Source organism: Microbacterium saccharophilum (assembly GCF_007992455.1).
Lineage (GTDB): Bacteria > Actinomycetota > Actinomycetes > Actinomycetales > Microbacteriaceae > Microbacterium > Microbacterium saccharophilum.
This window is the reverse complement of the sequence record NZ_BKAH01000008.1, coordinates 69,773-86,457: the sequence shown is the minus strand read 5'-3', so window position 1 is coordinate 86,457 and position 16,685 is coordinate 69,773. Positions and strand designations below refer to the sequence as shown.

Sequence of the window (16,685 nt, the reverse complement as noted above, 5' to 3'; positions counted from 1 at the left end):
CCGGCTTCAGCCCAGCCGCACCGACCCGTCCGCCGCGAGCGGCCACGCCGGGTTCACGGCGACCTCCCACGGGTGCCCGTCGGGATCGAGGAAGACGCCGGAGTAGCCGCCCCACGCCGTGGGTGCGCCGTCCCTTCCGATCACGCCGCCCGCGTCGCGCGCCGCGCGCAGCACGGCATCCACCTCCGCCGGTCCGGCGACGTTGTGCGCGAGCGTCACGCCGCCCCACCCGCCGCAGTCCGTGACACGGGAGTCCTCCGCGAGCGCGGCGCGCGACCACAGCGCCAGCGCCATACCGCCGGCCTGGTAGAACGCGACCTCGCCGGGCACCGACGCCGCGTGCGGCTCCCAGCCGAGCGCCCGGTAGAAGGCGACCGCCCGTTCGAGGTCGGCGACGCCGAGCGTGATGAGACTGATGCGCTGCTGCATCGGCGGGCTCCCTGGGTCAGGCGTGGCCGGCGCGCTCCATGGCGCGCAGCTCCTTCTTGAGATCCTGCACCTCGTCGCGCAGGCGTGCGGCGAGCTCGAACTTCAGCTCCGCCGCGGCGGCCAGCATCTGGTTGGAGAGGTCGCCGATCGTCGCCTCCAGCTGGTTCGCGCCCTCGGCGGCGATGCCCTCCCTGCGCAGCTGCGGCGTCGGCGACTTCCCCTTACCGGATTTGTTCTTCCGGGACAGCAGCTCGGCGGTGTCGGATGCCTCGCGGGCGAGGACGTCGGTGATGTCGGCGATCTTCTTCCGCAGCGGCTGCGGGTCGATGCCGTTCGCGAGGTTGTACGCGACCTGCTTCTCGCGGCGACGGTCGGTCTCGTCGATCGCCTTGCGCATGGAGTCGGTCATGTTGTCGGCGTACATGTGGACCTGACCGGACACGTTGCGCGCCGCGCGGCCGATCGTCTGGATCAGCGACGTGCCGGAGCGGAGGAAGCCCTCCTTGTCGGCGTCGAGGATGGCGACGAGCGACACCTCCGGGAGGTCGAGGCCCTCCCGGAGGAGGTTGATGCCGACGAGCACGTCGTAGACGCCGGAGCGCAGCTCGGTGAGCAGCTCGACCCGGCGGAGGGTGTCGACGTCGGAGTGCAGGTACCGCACCCGCACGCCGTGCTCGCCGAGGAAGTCGGTGAGCTCCTCCGCCATCTTCTTCGTGAGGGTCGTCACGAGCACGCGCTCGTCCTTCTCGACGCGGATCCGGATCTCCTCGAGCAGGTCGTCGATCTGGCCTTTGGAGGGCTTGACGATGATCTCCGGGTCGACGAGGCCGGTCGGGCGGATGATCTGCTCGACCACGCCGTCCGCGATGCCCATCTCGTACCGGCCCGGGGTGGCGGAGAGGTACACGGTCTGCCCGATGCGGTTCTTGAACTCGTCGAAGCGCAGCGGGCGGTTGTCCAGCGCGCTGGGCAGTCGGAAGCCGTGCTCGACGAGCGTGCGCTTGCGCGAGGCGTCGCCCTCGTACATCGCCCCGATCTGTGGGACCGTGACGTGGGACTCGTCGATCACCATCAGAAAGTCGTCGGGGAAGAAGTCCAGCAGCGTGTGCGGCGGCTCCCCCGGCATCCGGCCGTCGAGGTGACGCGAATAGTTCTCGATGCCGGAGCAGAACCCGAGCTGCTGCAGCATCTCGAGGTCGAACGTCGTCCGCATCCGCAGGCGCTGCGCCTCGAGGAGCTTTCCCTGCCCCTCCAGCTCCTTCAGCCGCTGCTCCAGCTCGTGCTCGATGGTCCCGATGGCGCGCTGCACCGTCTCGGTGCCGGCGACGTAGTGGGATGCCGGGAAGATGGGCACGCTGTCGAGCTTCTGCACGATGTCGCCGGTGAGCGGATGCAGCATGTACAGCGCCTCGATCTCGTCGCCGAACAGCTCGATGCGCACGGCGTACTCCTCGTACACCGGGATGATCTCGATCGTGTCGCCGCGGACGCGGAAGTTGCCGCGCGAGAAGTCGACGTCGTTGCGGTTGTACTGCATCGCGATGAACTTGCGGATGAGGGCGTCGCGGTCGTACCGCTCCCCCACCTGGAGGGCCACCATGGCGCGGAGATACTCCTCCGGCGCGCCGAGGCCGTAGATGCAGGAGACCGTGCTCACCACGACGACGTCGCGGCGGCTCAGCAGCGAGTTCGTCGTGGAATGCCGCAGCCGCTCCACTTCGGCGTTGACCGAGGAGTCCTTCTCGATGAAGGTGTCGGTCTGCGGGACGTACGCCTCCGGCTGGTAGTAGTCGTAGTAGCTGACGAAGTACTCGACGGCGTTGTGCGGCATGAGGTCGCGGAACTCGTTCGCGAGCTGCGCCGCAAGGGTCTTGTTGTGCGCCAGGACGAGCGTCGGCCGCTGCACCTGCTCGATGAGCCAGGCCGTCGTCGCGGACTTGCCCGTTCCGGTTGCTCCCAGGAGCACGACGTCGGTCTCACCCGCATTGATGCGCGCCGCGAGCTCGGCGATCGCCTGCGGCTGATCGCCACTGGGCATGTATTCGCTCACGACCTCGAAAGGGCGCACGGATCTCGTGGTCTGCATCCATCCAGCGTAGGCGCGGCCTGCGACAGTCGGGCGGGTGTTCGCGGTGGGCGACCCGCGCGCGCGTACGCTGGGGGCGTGCTGGAGTTCCTCGTCGGGTCGGGCCTCGCCGCCGCGGCCGGCCTCAACGCGTGGATGCCGCTGTTCCTGCTCGGGATCGTGGACCGGTTCGTCACGGGCGTCGACCTCCCCGCCGGGTGGTCGTGGCTCTCCAGCGATGTCGCCCTGTGGATCACCGGGGTGCTCCTGGTCGTCGAGATCGTCGCGGACAAGATCCCCGCCGTCGACTCGGTCAACGACGTCCTGCAGACCGCCATCCGCCCCGCCGCGGGCGGCATCGTCTTCGGTGCGGGCTCGAGCGCGGAGACCCTCCGCATCGAGGACCCCTCGACCCTGTTCGCCGGCAACGGCTGGATACCCATCGCCGTCGGCATCGCCATCGCGCTCGGGGTGCATCTCGTGAAGGCGACCGTCCGCCCCGTCGCCAACGCGGCGACCCTCGGGCTCGCCGCTCCCGCCGTCTCCACGGCGGAGGACGTCTCCTCGCTCGCCCTCGCCGCGGCGGCGATCTTCGCGCCGGTGATCGCCGGCATCCTGCTGATCGCGCTCGTCGTGGGCGCGGTGCTCCTGCTGCGCCGACGGCGCCGTCAGAGGGACCGCGACGCCGCGCCGTCGGCCTGAGCGGGGCGGAGGCGCTCCCACAGCGCATCGGTCTGCGCGAGGGTGTCCTCCAGGCTGCCCGCCGTGTCGATGACGACGTCGGCGACGGCGAGTCGCGCCGCGTCGTCGACCTGGGCGGCGATGCGGGCGGCGGCGTCGGCCTCTGTGAGGCCCCGCAGCTCGACGAGCCGGCGACGCCGCAGGTCCGCCGGCGCGTGCGCCACGACGATGAGCTCCCACGGGTCCTCGACACGCGCCTCCACGAGCAGCGGCACGTCGTACACGACGACCGCATCCGGGTCGGTGGCCAGCGCCTCGGCGAACCGGCGCGCGGACTCGCGGCGCACGGCGGGGTGGACGATCGCGTTGAGCCGGGCACGCGCCGCGGCGTCGGCGAACACGAGGCCGCCCAGAGCCGCACGGTCCAGCGAGCCGTCCGGCCCGATGACGGCGGAGCCGAACTGCGCGGCGATCTCGTCGAGGACGGGCGACCCGGGCGCCTGCACCTCCCGCACGATCTGGTCGGCGTCCACGATCACGGCGCCGTGCTCGGCGAGACGACGGGCGATGGTGGACTTCCCGGATGCGATTCCGCCGGTGAGAGCGACGAGGGCCATGGCTTCATCGTGCCATGCGCGCGGCCCGACCGATCCGTCGCCGGATCCGCCGGACGTGGCATGCCTGGTCCCGCCTACCGGTGTCGTGGGATAGCATCACCCACGACACCACCCCACCCCCCGGTCGTGGCGTCCTGGAGGATGAGTACGTGGAGAAGCGCGTCGCCGTCGTCGTCGAAGACGATGCGGACATCCGCTCCCTTCTCGCCGAGGTCCTGGGCGGCGGAGGGTTCGTCGTGCACGCCGCGAGCAGCGGCGAGGAGGGTGTGGCCCTCTGCGAGGAACTGGATCCCGTCGTGACGACACTCGATGTCAGCATGCCCGGGATGGACGGCTTCGAGGCGGCGCGACGCATCCGCGCGGTCAGCTCGACCTACATCATCATGGTCAGCGCGCGCTCCGAGCAGATCGACGCGCTGCGGGGCATGCGCGCCGGCGCCGACGACTACGTGACGAAGCCGTTCCGCCCCCGCGAACTGCGCGCGCGGATCGAGGCGATGCTGCAGCGTCCGCGGGTGACCGACGAGGCTAGCGGCCGCTCGCAGACGGCGTGACGTCGTCGACGTCGACGACATCCGTCCCGGTCTCCCCTGCCGTGGCGCGGGCGGCGGCGATGAGACCCTCCGTCGTGATGCCGGCGCGTGAGGCGATGGCGGTGCCCACGGTGACGACCGGCAGGACGCTCAGCTCCGCTTCGCGGACACCGTCGAAGACGGCATCGCGCACCGCGGTGGCGATGTAGCGCGCCTCGGACGACGACGACGGCAGCAGCGCCACGGCCAGCCCGCCGTTGCCGTCCTCGCCGACGAAGGACTGCGTCGGCGCGGCACGGCGCGTCGCCTGCCGCCACGCCGTCGCGACGGCATCCGCCTCGCCGCGCCCGAACGCCGTCGTGATCTGCGGGAGATCGTCGACGCGGACGGAGACGACACCGACGGTCTCGCCGCGCTCCTGGGCCCGCAGGACGAGTTCATCGAACAGCCGGGCGAACGAGTCGGCGCGGAGCACGCCGTCGTCGGTGCGCTGCAGGTCGGAGGTGATGCTCACGCCGCGGACGCCCGCGAGCCCGGCGCGCAGGATCGACGTCGTCAGCAGCGCGACGATCGTGAGCACGACGGTGACGATGCTCGTGGACTCCGTGCTGAACCACGTGCGGAACAGCGCACTCTCCGGTCCCTGCGTCACGAACACGATGGTGCGGGCGATGTAGTAGATGCTCTCCGCCGCGAGGATGAGCGCGAGGCCGATCGCGTTGCGGTTGCGCCGCATCTCGCCGCTGAACGACTCCCCCGCCCCGAGGCCGGCGAACAGGGCGATGAGGAGGAACATGACGAACGCCCCGGCCCAGTCGCCCGCGGCCGCGTCGAGCAGGGCCGCCGCGAGGGTGAGGACGGCGCCGCCGGCGACCGCGGAGGCCGCGACCGGGATGTGTCGCTCGTTGAAGCGACGGCATCCCAGCCACATGCATCCGGCAGAGCTCACGAACGCGGCGTTGCCGAGCGCGATCGGCCAGATGGAGTCGGGGTCGAGCGCCCACATCATGTACGCCACCGACGTCAGCATCCCGGCGAGGAAGCTGAGCGCCCAGATCCGGCCGACCATCTCGGCCTTGCGGAGGAAGGTCTCCAGCAGGAACAGCGTCCCCGCCACGAGGACGACGACCGCCGTCACGACCGAGACGCTGAAAGCATCGAGTCCCATCAGGCGCTCCTTCTTCTCTTGCGCAGCGGGATGCGGACGGTGAACGCGCTCCCCTCGCCTTCCCCGCTGCGCACCGTGACGTCGCCGCCCTGCTTGCGGACGATCTCCTGGCTGATCGCCAAGCCCAGCCCGCTGCCGTGCGTCGACGTGTTGCGGACGGCATCCGCACGGTAGAACCGGTCGAACAGCATCGGCAGCTCGTCGGCGGGGATGCCGGGACCGTCGTCGCGGACGACGATCCACCCGTCGTCGATGTCGGCGGTGAGGCTGATGCCGATGCTGCCGCCGTCGCGGTGGTACTTGACGGCGTTGCTCAGGAGATTGTCCACGACCTGCCGGATGCGCACCGGGTCGACCCACGCCGACACCTGCTCGACCTCGGCGGTGTCGATCGTGAGACCGCGGGCGCGGGCGGACGCCTGGATCCCTTCGACGGCAGCGTGCACGATGGCCGTAAGGTCGGTCTGCTCGCGGTGGAAGCTCAGCGCGACACCGCCGCGGGCATCGGCGGAGGCGGCGAGGATGTCGGAGACGATGGTCAGCAGCCGGTTCGCGTTGCGCTCGACGACCTCGAGGTTCGTCCGCGCCGGGGCCGGCAGGTCGTCGCGGTCCAGCGCCAGATCCAGGTAGCCGAGGATCGAGGTCAGGGGCGTCCGCAGCTCGTGCGACACGGATGCGATGAGGTCTTCGCGGGCCCGGAGGGCCATCACCTCGGCGGTGACGTCGCGGGAGACGACGAGGGCGCCGTCGGCGTCCGGGGTCGCCCCGCGCAGGCGGCGTGCCGTGACACTCAACGCGCGTCGCCGCGTGCCGGGCGCGCCGTACCAGATGAGCTCGGACTCGAAGGTCTCGCCCTGCGCGGCCCGGACGATGGGCTCGTCGTCCTCCTCGAGCGGGCTGACGCCGTCGGCGCTGTAGAGCTTCCGCGCCGAGACCGGGTCGCCGCCGGCGACGCCCTGCAGGCGCGCGTGCGCGTCGTTGGCCACGGGGGTCGTGCCGTCGGCGTCGATGCGCACGACGCCGAAGTCGACGGCATCCAGCACTTCCGTCACGAGCACCTCCTGCCGTCGTGCGCGATCGAGGGTGCGCTTGAGCGCCTCGCCCTGCTTGCTGAGGAGGACGCGCTGCGCAGTCGAGCGGCGGGAGGTCAGGTACCCGGCGAACGCGATGGCCGTCATCGCGAGCGGCAGGAGCACCATGGTGGGGCGGAAGTGCGGACTCGGCACCAGGATCGCGGTGGCCCAGAACGCCGAGCTGACCGCCGCGCTTCCCGCGATCATCCCGAGGAGACCGAACGAGGAGGCCAGCCACAGCGCCGGGAAGACCCACAGCAGCGAGAACCCGGAGGTGGGGCTGGACATCTCGAGCAGCGTGATCGCGACGGTGTCGATCGCGGGCAGCGCCGTGCTGGCGAGCGGGGGCAGTCTGTTCCACGGAACCGCGACCGCGATGCCGGTGGCGATGAAGACGACGACGACCCCCGCGATGAGCAGGTCCACGTCGAGGATGGCGTTGCTCAGGGCCATCACCACGGTGGCGACGAGGGCGACGAGGCCCATGAGGAGCTGGTTGATCCCGGTGGCGCGCTCGCGCGTTCGGTCATCCGCGCCGGCGCCCAGGGTCCACGGAGCGCGAGCGGTCATGCGTCGACGCTATCGCGGTCCGGCGCCGCTCCGCGCCACCGGCGCCGGGGATGCGGAAAGGGCCGGAACCCGAAGGTTCCGGCCCTTTCTGTGCTCAGGGTAGAGCGTGGATCAACGACCCGAGAGCTTCTCGCGCAGAGCCGCGAGCGCCTCGTCGTCGGCGAGGGTGCCGCCGGCGCTGCTGTCCGAGGAGAACGAGCTCGAGCTCGAGGAGGACTCGGCGGGAGCGGCAGCCTCGGCCTCGAGGGCCTTGGTGACGGCAGCCTTGTGCGCCTCCCAGCGACCCTGGGCAGCCGCGTACTCGGCCTCCCACTTCTCGCGGGCCTCGTCGGAGCCTTCCTTCCAGGCGTTGGTCTCGGGGTCGAAGCCCTCGGGGTACTTGTACTCCCCGTTCTCGTCGTACTCCGTCGCCATGCCGTAGAGGGCCGGGTCGAACTCGGTGCCGTTGGGGTCGACCGACTCGTTGGCCTGCTTGAGCGACAGCGAGATGCGGCGACGCTCGAGGTCGATGTCGATGATCTTGACGAAGACCTCTTCGCCGACCGACACGACCTGCTCGGCGAGCTCGACGTGCTTGCCGGAGAGCTCCGAGATGTGCACGAGGCCCTCGATGCCGTCCGCGACGCGCACGAACGCGCCGAACGGAACGAGCTTGGTGACCTTGCCCGGGGCGACCTGGCCGATCGCGTGGGTGCGGGCGAAGACCTGCCACGGGTCCTCCTGCGTCGCCTTCAGCGACAGGGAGACGCGCTCGCGGTCGAGGTCCACCTCGAGGATCTCGACGGTGACCTCCTGGCCGACCTCGACGACCTCGGACGCGTGCTCGATGTGCTTCCAGGACAGCTCGGAGACGTGCACGAGGCCGTCCACGCCGCCGAGGTCCACGAACGCGCCGAAGTTGACGATCGACGACACGACACCCTTACGGACCTGGCCCTTGTGCAGGTTGTTCAGGAACGTGGTGCGCGACTCGGACTGCGTCTGCTCGAGCAGGGCGCGGCGCGAGAGCACGACGTTGTTGCGGTTCTTGTCCAGCTCGAGGATCTTGGCCTCGATCTCCTGGCCGAGGTACGGCGTGAGGTCGCGGACGCGGCGCAGCTCGATGAGCGAGGCCGGGAGGAAGCCGCGGAGGCCGATGTCGACGATGAGGCCGCCCTTGACGACCTCGATGACCGAACCGGTGACGACGCCGTCGTTCTCCTTGATCTTCTCGACGTCTCCCCAGGCACGCTCGTACTGCGCGCGCTTCTTGGAGAGGATGAGGCGGCCTTCCTTGTCCTCCTTCTGGAGAACGAGGGCTTCGACCTCGTCGCCGACCTTGACGACCTCGTTGGGGTCGACGTCGTGCTTGATGGAAAGCTCACGCGAGGGGATGACACCCTCGGTCTTGTAGCCGACGTCGAGGAGGACCTCGTCGCGGTCGATCTTCACGACGGTGCCTTCGATGAGGTCTCCGTCGTTGAAGAACTTCAGGGTCTTTTCGACCGCGGCCAGGAAGTCCTCAGCAGATCCGATGTCGTTGATGGCGACCTGCTTGATGGCCGGGGCGGTCGTTGCGGTAGTCATGTAGTGGGTTGTCCTTGTTGGGTTGGGGTGTCGGGCTTCACGCCGTCGACGGCATCCGAAAGCGAGCGGATGCCTCGAGCCGAAGCGGTTGGAGTTTGATTGCGATGTCACCAGCGCATGGCGAAAGAGCCACACGAGTGACAGTCCAGGGTACCAGAATCCGGGCTCGCCCATGCGGAAGCGGGGCGGCTCCGGCCCGCTCATTACGCTGAACCCGTGGATGAGCTGCAGCCGGGCGTGTACCGACACTTCAAGGGCGCCCGCTACGAGGTCATCGGCGTGGCGCGGCACAGCGAGACCGAGGAGCCGCTCGTCGTCTACCGTCCGCTGCACGGCGAGCCGTCGTTGTGGGTGCGGCCGCTCGCGATGTGGTCCGAGGAAGTGGACCGCGACGGCTACCGGGGCCCGCGGTTCGTGCGGGAGGACGCCACGGCCTAGCCGTCGTCGACCGCGCCGTCGAGGTACCCGTCGAGGTACCACCAGCGCTCACGCTGGAAGACGAACCGGCTTGTCTCGTGGAGGATGCCCCGGCCGCCCCGGTCGTCGACCCAGTGCGCACGGAACTCGACGGTGCCGCGCGTGTCGGTGGGCCGGCCGGCCTCCGTGCCGAGGATCTCGAGGCGCTCCCATCGCGTGACGTCGTCGAGCGTCAGGTCGGCGGGGCGCGTCGACGGATGCCATGTCGCCGCGAGGTGACCGGCGTCGCGGAGCGCGAAGGCGGAGTAGCGCGAGCGCATGAGCGCCTCCGCCGTGGATGCCGGGGTTCCGGCGAGCACGGGACCGCAGCAGGCGCCGAAGGCGCCGCCCCCGCACGGGCACGGCGAGCTCGCCGGCGGACGGTCGCCCCGGCGCGACGCGGCTGCTCCGAATGACATGCGCACCTCCGGTGTCGACGGTAGCCGAGCCGCGTGTGTCGCGGCTGCCGCATGCCGACCTCGGGCAGTGGTTCACCCGCGCCGAATCGCGGGTGTCGCGGGCAACGACCCGCAGTTCGGCGCGGATGAAGTCCGGGACGCTGGTTCACCTGCGCCAAAGTGCGAGTCACGCGGCCGCGCACCCACACATCGGCGCGGATGAACGGTCACGCCTGGACCGCCTTCTCACGGCGCGTTCACCCGCGCCAAAGAGTGGGTGCGGCGCGATATCACCCGCAGTTCGGCGCGGATGAATTCCGGGACGGTCGTTCACCCGCGCCAAAGTGCGAGTCACAAGGCCGCGCACCCGCACATCGGCGCGGACGGGTGTCCGGGCGAGGCATGCTGGCGACGACCGGGGCCTCCTCCCCCGCCCCGTGCATCTGCGTACCGCCGCCCAGGTTGTGGAGAACCCTCGAAGGTGCAGACGCGGATGGCTAACGTGGGGCACATGTTCGTCCGAGGCCGCCGGATGGCGGGCGTTTGGGCCGTTGCGGCCGTGGCGCTCGCGCTGACGACCGCCTGCACGCCGGCGCCGGGGCCCCAGCCGAGCCCGTCGCCGACGGGGTTCGCGTCGGAGGAGGAAGCGTTCGCCGCGGCGGAGGAGACCTATCGCGCCTACGTGGATGCCCTCAACCAGGTGGACCTCTCCGACCCGGAGACGTTCGAGCCAGTGTACGCGTGGCTTGCTGCGGACTCCCTTGAGTCATCGAAGAAGACGTTCTCCGAAATGCATGCGAACGGATGGACGGTTAACGGTCCGACCAACTTTGACCAAGCAACACTCAAGAGCGCCCGCGGCCATGATGTCGTCCTAGAGCTCTGCCTAGACGTAACCCAAGTCGATGTGCTCGACGCGGACCAAAACTCCGTTGTTCCTGAGGACCGGCTAGACCGACAGCCGTTGCAGGTCACATTCGGCCACGCAAACACAGCCAGCGGGTTAGTGATCACCGACAGCGACGCGATCGAGAGCGCACTATGTGGCATGTAGCCGCCCTGATCCTCCAATTGGCAATCGCGCCCATGGCCGCTTCAGCCTGCGGTGCCGAATCCGCGTGGACCGCTTGCCCCGTCGAGAACACGGGCACTGAAGTCACGATTGGCGCATCGCAAACGAGGCCTGGCCGGGATCCCCTGGAGGGCAACGGGCGCCAGCCTCCCTCGACTTCCGTACCCATCAACCCCGGTTGCACCGATCCGCTCGACCGCTGCGACATCCTCTACGAGGTCGAGCTCCTCCGGGAGGTCACGCTCAACGACCTCGCCTCGTTCGCGCCGCAGGCGCCGCCGCTGACAGGACAGCCGACCGGCGTGGCGATCGTGGGGATGCCGGCGAACTTCGTCGTCGACGCCGACACGCACACCGTGACGGGCGAGCTCTTCGACCTGCCGGTCAGCGTCCGGTTCACACCGGTCTCGTACCTGTTCGTGCACGGGGACGGCACGGCGCGCGAAGCGCCGACGGGCGGTGCGACGTGGGAGGAGCTCGGGCAGCCGCAGTTCAGCGCGACGGCCACCAGCCACGCGTACGGATCCCGCGGCACGTTCACGGCGCACGCCGCCGTCCGCTACTCCGCTGCCGTCGACTTCGGCAACGGCTGGGCGGCCGTCCCCGGCATCCTCGAGCTGTCCACGGGTGCCTACGCCGTCGACGTGCTCGAGGTGCGCACGGCCCTCGTCGAACGCACCTGCGTCGAAGACCCCGGCGGGCCGGGCTGCTGACGGGGTGTCGTCCGCGCATGCCAGGATGAGGCCGTGACCGACCGCCTCATGCTGCTCGACACCGCGAGCCTCTACTTCCGCGCGTTCTACGGCGTCCCCGACACCGTCAAGGCGCCCGACGGCCGCCCCGTCAACGCCGCCCGCGGCCTGCTCGACATGATCGCGAAACTGGTCACGACCTACGAGCCGACCCACCTCATCGCCTGCTGGGACGATGACTGGCGGCCGCAGTGGCGGGTCGACCTCATCCCGAGCTACAAGACGCACCGCGTCGCGGTCGTCGTCGAGGGTGCCCCCGACGTCGAGATCGTCCCCGATCCGCTCGAGGTGCAGATCCCCGTCATCCGGGAGGCCCTGGAGACCTTCGGCATCCCGATCATCGGACGCGCCGACCACGAAGCGGATGACATCATCGGGAGCCTCGCGACGCAGTCGTCCCGGCCGGTCGACGTCGTCACGGGCGATCGCGACCTGTTCCAGCTCGTCGACGACGCGAGCGACGTGCGCGTCATCTACACCGGGCGCGGGATGAGCAACCTCGAAGTGCTGACCGACGCGACCGTCGTGGCGAAGTACGGCATCCTGCCCTCGCAGTACGCGGATTTCGCCGCCCTGCGCGGCGACCCCTCCGACGGCCTCCCCGGCGTCGCGGGCATCGGCGAGAAGACCGGCGCGAGCCTGCTCGCGACGCACGGCGACCTCGCCGGCATCATCGCTGCCGCCCAGGAGGGGGCAGGGCTGACGGCCGGCATCCGCGCGAAGATCCTCGCCGCCGACGACTATCTCGCCGTCGCGCCGGCGGTGGTGCAGGTCGTGCGCGACCTCGACCTCGGCCACGTGGACGGCCGCATCACGGCGCCCGACGACGACACGGTCGCCCCGCTCGCGGCGAAGTGGGCGCTCGGCTCCTCCGCGACGCGCGCACAGGCCGCGCTCGCCGCGCGCGCCTGACCGCCTGCCGACCGCGCCTGACCGCCCTCGACCGCGCCCGCGCGCGCCCGACCGCGCGTGACCCACCCGCGCCGCCGGCTCAGCCGCGCGCCGTCCACTCCCGCAGGCGCGCGAGCGGCCACGTCGTCACGATGCGCTCCGGCGGGACACCGGCCGCCTCCGCCCGGACCGCCCCGTAATCGAGGAGGGACAGTTGGCCCGGGGCATGCGCGTCGGAATCGATCGAGAACAGGCACCCCTCCGCGAGCGCGATCGCGATCAGCTCGTCCGGCGGATCCTCGCGCTCCGGCCGTGAGTTGATCTCGACCGCGACGCCATGCGCCGCGCACGCGGCGAACACGGCCCGCGCATCGAACGTCGACGGCGGGCGCTCACCGCGCGACCCGCGGATGAGCCGCCCGGTCACGTGCCCCAGGACGTCGACATGCCGGTTCGACACCGCCGCGACGAGACGCCGCGTCATCGGGCCGTGCTCCATCCGCAGCTTCGAATGCGCGGATGCCACGACGACATCCAGCTCGGCGAGCAGGCCCTCCTCCTGGTCGAGCGCGCCGTCGTCGAGGATGTCGACCTCGATGCCCGACAGCAGCGTGAAGCCGTCCCCGCGGAATCCCGCGACGACCTGGAGCTGCTCGCGGAGCCGCTCCGGGGACAGCCCTCGCGCGACCGTGAGACGCGGCGAGTGGTCGGTGAGGGCGAGATACTCGTGCCCCAGGGCGCGCGCCGCGTCGACCATGAGATCGATGGGCGTGAGACCGTCGGACCATTCGGAGTGCGCGTGCAGATCGCCGCGCAGCAGGCTCCGCAGCCGCGAGGTCGTGGCCGGCTCGTTCCGGGCGCGGAGCTCGGCCAGGTAGTCGGGCACCTCACCCGCGAGCGCCTGCTGGATCACCGCGAACGTCGAGTCGCCGATGCCCTTTCGCCGCCGGAGTGCCGCGGAATCCCTCAGTTCTGCCTCGCTCAGACCCGCGATGGCGTCGGATGCGGCGCGGAACGCCTTCGACTTGTAGCGCGAGGATCGCTCACGCTCCAGGAGCGTGGCGATCTCGTTGAGCGCATCGACGGGGTGCATACGCGGAAAGGGCCCGCTCGCGCGGGCCCTGCCGGGTCAGGCGGTGGTGACCGTCGATCGACGGACGACGACCGGGATCGACGCGAGGCGATGGATGGCCCACCCGAAGAGGATCGACAGGATGCCGATGCCGATCGCGAAGGCCGCGACACCGAAGGACACGACCGACGTGAACAGCGAGGCCCGGAGGAACGACGCGTTCATCATCGTGGCGCGCACCGGGTCGTCCTGCTCGAGCTCGGCGTACGTCTTGCCCTCGGATGCGGACAGGGCGTGGTGCTGGATGATGTCGGCCTGCACGAAGGCGGTGAAGGGGCCGGCGACCGTCTGGCCCTGGAACGCCATCGCGTCGTCCGGAACGGTGATGTTCTCGGCGCGGAGCTGGCTGGAGACCATGACCCACACGACGATGCCGACGATGATGAGGGCGAGTCCGCCCAGGATGCCGAGGATGCCGACGACCTTGACGAGGCCGGCCTTCTTCTGGGGCGACTCGATGGTGTCGGCCGTGCCGACTGCTGCTTCTGACATGTGGGGGGTGTCCTCTCGGCGATGCCTTGTGATGCCTTCGTTGTGCCCTCACGGTAGCGAACACGGCGCCCACCGGGCCAGGGGGCGCGGCCGTGCAAATCCCCGCCCGACGCGGGAGGCGTCAGGTCGCGGAACCGGCCGTCGCCTGCACCCAGGCGTCGAGCTTCGCGGCCGCGGCGCCGGAGTCGATGGTCTCCGCCGCCGCGTCGCGTGCTTCCGCGAGACGCTCGACGATGGGACGCTGCACCTGCCCGGCATCCTGGAAGAGCCGATACGACACGATGCCCGCGGCGGCGTTCAGCAGCACGATGTCGCGCACCGCGCCGGGCTCGCCCTGCAGGACCCGATGCACGATGGCGGCGTTGTGCGCCGCGTCGCCGCCGAGCAGGTCGCCGATGTCGGCGAGCGGGATGCCGATGTCCCGCGGGTCGAGGTCGTGTTCGTGGACGTCGCCGCGGCTGATCTCCCACACGCGGCTGTGCCCGGTCGTGGTCAGCTCGTCCAGCCCGTCATCGCCGCGGAAGACGAGCGCCGTGGCGCCGCGCGTGCGGAACACGCCCGTGATGAGGGGCACGCGGTCCAGGCTCGCGACGCCGACCGCGTTCGCTTCGGCGCGCGCCGGGTTGCACAGCGGTCCGAGGAAGTTGAAGACGGTGGGGACGCCGAGCTCGGCACGCGTGGGACCGGCGTGCCGGAAGCCCGGGTGGAACGCCGAGGCGAACGCGAACGTGATGCCGACCTCGCCGAGCACCTCGGCGACGCGCTCGGGGCTGAGCGTCAGATCGATCCCCAGAGCACCGAGGACGTCGGACGAGCCGGACGCGGAGCTGGCCGCCTTGTTCCCGTGCTTGACGACGGGGATGCCGCTCGCGGCGGCGACGATCGCGGACATCGTGGAGATGTTGACGGTGCCGAACCGGTCGCCTCCGGTCCCCACGATGTCGAGGACCTCGGCGGGCACGGGAAGCGGGAGGGCGGCCTCCAGGATGGCGTCGCGGAAGCCCACGATCTCATCGACCGTCTCCCCCTTGGCGCGCAGCGCGAGCAGGAATCCGGCGAGCTGGGAAGGGGTCGCCTCGCCGGTCATCACCTTCCGCATCGCCCACGTCGATTCGGACACGCTGAGGTCCCGCCGATCGAGGATCGACGTGAGAATCTCGGGCCACGAGTAGAGCTCCACCATGGACACCGATCCTATCGGCACACTTCCGGCGCATTCCCGGCCGGTTCTTAGGGTCCCCTAACCGCATGGAATCTCGACATCACCTTCAGGGATGCGAAAACCTGGCGGCGATATCAGCCATAATGGGGTGCGTGACGACCTCTTCAGCGACGTATCCCCAGGCCTTGCGGTCCGTCAAGCGGCCGGACCCGGTCGCGGTCGGAACCATCGTGTGGCTCGGCAGCGAAGTCATGTTCTTCGCGGGCCTTTTCGCCATCTACTTCACCCTTCGCAACTCCTCGCCGGAGCTGTGGGCGGATCGCACCGAGCTGCTGAACATCCCGTTCGCCGCGGTGAACACCGTCATCCTCGTGCTGTCCTCGTTCACGGCCCAGGCGGGCGTGTTCGCGGCCGAGCGGTTCCAGCCGTACCGCAAGGGCTCGTTCTGGCAGTTCCGCCAGTGGGGCATGGTCGAGTGGTTCTTCCTCAGCTTCATCATGGGCGCCGTGTTCGTCTCCGGTCAGGTGTGGGAGTACGCCACGCTCGTCGCTGAGGGGATGCCGATCAGCGCGGACTCGTACGCGTCGGCCTTCTACATCACCACCGGCTTCCACGCCCTGCATGTCACCGGCGGACTCATCGCCATGCTCCTGGTCATCGGCCGCGCCTTCGCGGTCAAGAACTTCGGACGCAAGGAGATGACCACCTCGATCGTCGTGTCGTACTACTGGCACTTCGTCGACGTCGTCTGGATCGTCCTTTTCTTCGTCATCTACTTCGTCAAGTGACAGAGCGGAGCTGAAACTTCCCATGGCATCGAAGACCCCGCGTCGCTCGTCCGGACGCCGCAGCAAGTGGGCCACGGCCGCCCTCATCGGGATCGGCCTGCTGGTCACCGGCGGCGTCTACGCCGGCGCGTCGGCAGCCATGGCTGCGACCGAGACGCCCACCGCGGCGACCCAGCTCACCGTCGACGACGGCAAGAAGCTGTTCCAGGCCAACTGCGCCACCTGTCACGGCCTCAACCTCGAGGGCACGAACGACGGCCCGTCGCTGTTCGGCGTCGGCGAGCTCGCGGTCGAGTTCCAGGTGGCCACCGGCCGCATGCCGCTGCAGATGCAGGGCCCGCAGGCCCCGCAGAAGCCGGTCCAGTTCACGCAGGAGCAGATCGAGGCCATGGCCGCGTGGGTGCAGTCCGTGGCCCCCGGCCCGACCTACCCGGACGACGAAGTGCTCGACGGCGAGGGGGACGTCGCCAACGGCGCCGAGCTCTTCCGCATCAACTGCGCCATGTGCCACAACGTGGCCGCGGCCGGCGGTGCCCTCACCGAGGGCAAGTACGCCCCGGCGCTGACCGAGACCAGCCCGCTGCACATGTACGCGGCGATGGTCACCGGCCCGCAGAACATGCCCGTCTTCAACGACCTGAACCTCTCCACGGAGGAGAAGCGCGACATCATCTCCGCGCTGCTCTTCCTGCAGGAGAACGAGTCCGCGGGGGGCTTCTCGCTCGGTTCGCTCGGCCCGGTCTCCGAGGGTCTGTTCATCTGGATCTTCGGCATCGGCACACTCATCGGCATCACCGTGTGGATCACGGCGAAGTCGAACTGATCGATCACTGACTGTAC

18 protein-coding genes are annotated in these 16,685 nt (G+C 70.0%); 8 read left to right on the top strand and 10 right to left on the bottom strand.

All coding sequences use genetic code 11. The features are described 5' to 3' along the window. Positions 1-6: 6 nt before the first annotated feature. Complete coding sequence (locus MSA03_RS09700; protein WP_147050778.1) at positions 7-429, bottom strand: VOC family protein; 423 nt, start codon at positions 427-429, stop codon at positions 7-9. A 16-nt stretch (positions 430-445) separates the two neighbouring features. After that, a complete protein-coding gene (gene uvrB, locus MSA03_RS09695; protein ID WP_028495847.1) occupies positions 446-2,515 on the bottom strand; it encodes an excinuclease ABC subunit UvrB in 2,070 nt (689 codons plus the stop codon). A gap of 78 nt (positions 2,516-2,593) precedes the next feature. On the opposite strand from uvrB, the gene MSA03_RS09690 reads away from it, so the two are divergent. Further along, positions 2,594-3,196 (top strand): DUF4126 domain-containing protein, encoded by a 603-nt coding sequence (locus MSA03_RS09690; protein ID WP_147050777.1) that lies wholly within the window; start codon positions 2,594-2,596, stop codon positions 3,194-3,196. On the opposite strand, the gene coaE is transcribed toward MSA03_RS09690, so the two are convergent. Beyond that, on the bottom strand, positions 3,163-3,792 hold the full coding sequence (coaE, locus tag MSA03_RS09685; RefSeq protein WP_147050775.1) for a dephospho-CoA kinase: 630 nt from the start codon (positions 3,790-3,792) through the stop codon (positions 3,163-3,165). The genes MSA03_RS09690 and coaE overlap by 34 nt on opposite strands. A 149-nt stretch (positions 3,793-3,941) precedes the next feature. On the opposite strand from coaE, the gene MSA03_RS09680 reads away from it, so the two are divergent. Next, positions 3,942-4,346 (top strand): response regulator transcription factor, encoded by a 405-nt coding sequence (locus tag MSA03_RS09680; RefSeq protein WP_051526180.1) that lies wholly within the window; start codon positions 3,942-3,944, stop codon positions 4,344-4,346. Here the strand turns inward: MSA03_RS09680 and MSA03_RS09675 are convergent. The 3 genes from MSA03_RS09675 to rpsA form a co-directional block, all read right to left on the bottom strand. Further along, a complete protein-coding gene (locus MSA03_RS09675; RefSeq protein ID WP_147050771.1) occupies positions 4,321-5,493 on the bottom strand; it encodes a nucleotidyl cyclase domain-containing protein in 1,173 nt (390 codons plus the stop codon). The genes MSA03_RS09680 and MSA03_RS09675 overlap by 26 nt on opposite strands. Continuing rightward, positions 5,493-7,136 carry a sensor histidine kinase gene (locus MSA03_RS09670; RefSeq protein WP_147050769.1) on the bottom strand — a complete coding sequence of 548 codons (1,644 nt, stop codon included), beginning with the start codon at positions 7,134-7,136 and terminating at the stop codon, positions 5,493-5,495. The genes MSA03_RS09675 and MSA03_RS09670 overlap by 1 nt, the downstream gene beginning before the upstream one ends. A gap of 111 nt (positions 7,137-7,247) precedes the next feature. After that, positions 7,248-8,702: a 30S ribosomal protein S1 gene (gene rpsA, locus MSA03_RS09665; RefSeq protein WP_028495850.1), complete on the bottom strand. Its 1,455-nt coding sequence runs from the start codon at positions 8,700-8,702 to the stop codon at positions 7,248-7,250. A gap of 216 nt (positions 8,703-8,918) precedes the next feature. Here rpsA and MSA03_RS09660 point away from each other — a divergent pair, with 216 nt between their 5' ends. After that, positions 8,919-9,140: a DUF1653 domain-containing protein gene (locus tag MSA03_RS09660; protein ID WP_147050767.1), complete on the top strand. Its 222-nt coding sequence runs from the start codon at positions 8,919-8,921 to the stop codon at positions 9,138-9,140. Here the strand turns inward: MSA03_RS09660 and MSA03_RS09655 are convergent. Then, positions 9,137-9,577 (bottom strand): YchJ family protein, encoded by a 441-nt coding sequence (locus MSA03_RS09655; protein WP_147050765.1) that lies wholly within the window; start codon positions 9,575-9,577, stop codon positions 9,137-9,139. The two genes, MSA03_RS09660 and MSA03_RS09655, sit on opposite strands and share 4 nt — an antisense overlap. Before the next feature lie 490 nt (positions 9,578-10,067). Here MSA03_RS09655 and MSA03_RS09650 point away from each other — a divergent pair, with 490 nt between their 5' ends. From MSA03_RS09650 to MSA03_RS09640, 3 genes are read left to right on the top strand one after another with little or no spacing between them, the layout of a single operon-like run. Then, entirely contained in the window at positions 10,068-10,610 is a 543-nt protein-coding gene (locus tag MSA03_RS09650) for a hypothetical protein (protein WP_147050763.1), read from the top strand. Positions 10,611-10,642: 32 nt separating this feature from the next. Then, a complete protein-coding gene (locus MSA03_RS09645; protein WP_147050760.1) occupies positions 10,643-11,341 on the top strand; it encodes a hypothetical protein in 699 nt (232 codons plus the stop codon). 33 nt (positions 11,342-11,374) lie between these two features. Further along, positions 11,375-12,292 (top strand): 5'-3' exonuclease, encoded by a 918-nt coding sequence (locus MSA03_RS09640; RefSeq protein ID WP_147050758.1) that lies wholly within the window; start codon positions 11,375-11,377, stop codon positions 12,290-12,292. A 79-nt stretch (positions 12,293-12,371) separates the two neighbouring features. Here MSA03_RS09640 and MSA03_RS09635 read toward each other — a convergent pair whose 3' ends face one another. The 3 genes from MSA03_RS09635 to trpD form a co-directional block, all read right to left on the bottom strand. Next, complete coding sequence (locus MSA03_RS09635) at positions 12,372-13,364, bottom strand: PHP domain-containing protein (RefSeq protein WP_147050756.1); 993 nt, start codon at positions 13,362-13,364, stop codon at positions 12,372-12,374. A gap of 36 nt (positions 13,365-13,400) precedes the next feature. Then, positions 13,401-13,895: a hypothetical protein gene (locus MSA03_RS09630; RefSeq protein ID WP_028495856.1), complete on the bottom strand. Its 495-nt coding sequence runs from the start codon at positions 13,893-13,895 to the stop codon at positions 13,401-13,403. Positions 13,896-14,016: 121 nt separating this feature from the next. Continuing rightward, the gene (gene trpD / locus MSA03_RS09625; RefSeq protein ID WP_147050754.1) at positions 14,017-15,078 is read right to left on the bottom strand and encodes an anthranilate phosphoribosyltransferase; all 1,062 of its coding nucleotides are present in this window, start codon (positions 15,076-15,078) and stop codon (positions 14,017-14,019) included. Between the two features lie 122 nt (positions 15,079-15,200). Between trpD and ctaE the strand changes: the two genes are divergently transcribed. Together ctaE and qcrC are read left to right on the top strand one after the other, a co-directional pair. After that, positions 15,201-15,845, top strand: a complete 645-nt coding sequence (ctaE, locus tag MSA03_RS09620) for an aa3-type cytochrome oxidase subunit III (RefSeq protein ID WP_036272310.1) — start codon at positions 15,201-15,203, stop codon at positions 15,843-15,845. Positions 15,846-15,867: 22 nt separating this feature from the next. Next, positions 15,868-16,668, top strand: coding sequence for a cytochrome bc1 complex diheme cytochrome c subunit (gene qcrC / locus MSA03_RS09615; protein WP_028495859.1), 801 nt, complete (start codon positions 15,868-15,870; stop codon positions 16,666-16,668). Positions 16,669-16,685 lie beyond the last annotated feature (17 nt).

Bases quoted from the DNA above. Each gene is read 5' to 3' on its own strand.
- coaE (WP_147050775.1), bottom strand. From the start codon at position 3,792: ATGGCCCTCGTCGCTCTCACCGGCGGAATCGCATCCGGGAAGTCCACC.
- ctaE (WP_036272310.1), top strand. From the start codon at position 15,201: ATGGGGTGCGTGACGACCTCTTCAGCGACGTATCCCCAGGCCTTGCGG.
- MSA03_RS09650 (WP_147050763.1), top strand. From the start codon at position 10,068: ATGTTCGTCCGAGGCCGCCGGATGGCGGGCGTTTGGGCCGTTGCGGCC.
- MSA03_RS09675 (WP_147050771.1), bottom strand. From the start codon at position 5,493: ATGGGACTCGATGCTTTCAGCGTCTCGGTCGTGACGGCGGTCGTCGTC.
- MSA03_RS09670 (WP_147050769.1), bottom strand. From the start codon at position 7,136: ATGACCGCTCGCGCTCCGTGGACCCTGGGCGCCGGCGCGGATGACCGA.
- rpsA (WP_028495850.1), bottom strand. From the start codon at position 8,702: ATGACTACCGCAACGACCGCCCCGGCCATCAAGCAGGTCGCCATCAAC.
- MSA03_RS09655 (WP_147050765.1), bottom strand. From the start codon at position 9,577: ATGTCATTCGGAGCAGCCGCGTCGCGCCGGGGCGACCGTCCGCCGGCG.
- MSA03_RS09635 (WP_147050756.1), bottom strand. From the start codon at position 13,364: ATGCACCCCGTCGATGCGCTCAACGAGATCGCCACGCTCCTGGAGCGT.
- MSA03_RS09700 (WP_147050778.1), bottom strand. From the start codon at position 429: ATGCAGCAGCGCATCAGTCTCATCACGCTCGGCGTCGCCGACCTCGAA.
- MSA03_RS09645 (WP_147050760.1), top strand. From the start codon at position 10,643: ATGGCCGCTTCAGCCTGCGGTGCCGAATCCGCGTGGACCGCTTGCCCC.
- MSA03_RS09630 (WP_028495856.1), bottom strand. From the start codon at position 13,895: ATGTCAGAAGCAGCAGTCGGCACGGCCGACACCATCGAGTCGCCCCAG.
- qcrC (WP_028495859.1), top strand. From the start codon at position 15,868: ATGGCATCGAAGACCCCGCGTCGCTCGTCCGGACGCCGCAGCAAGTGG.
- trpD (WP_147050754.1), bottom strand. From the start codon at position 15,078: ATGGTGGAGCTCTACTCGTGGCCCGAGATTCTCACGTCGATCCTCGAT.
- uvrB (WP_028495847.1), bottom strand. From the start codon at position 2,515: ATGCAGACCACGAGATCCGTGCGCCCTTTCGAGGTCGTGAGCGAATAC.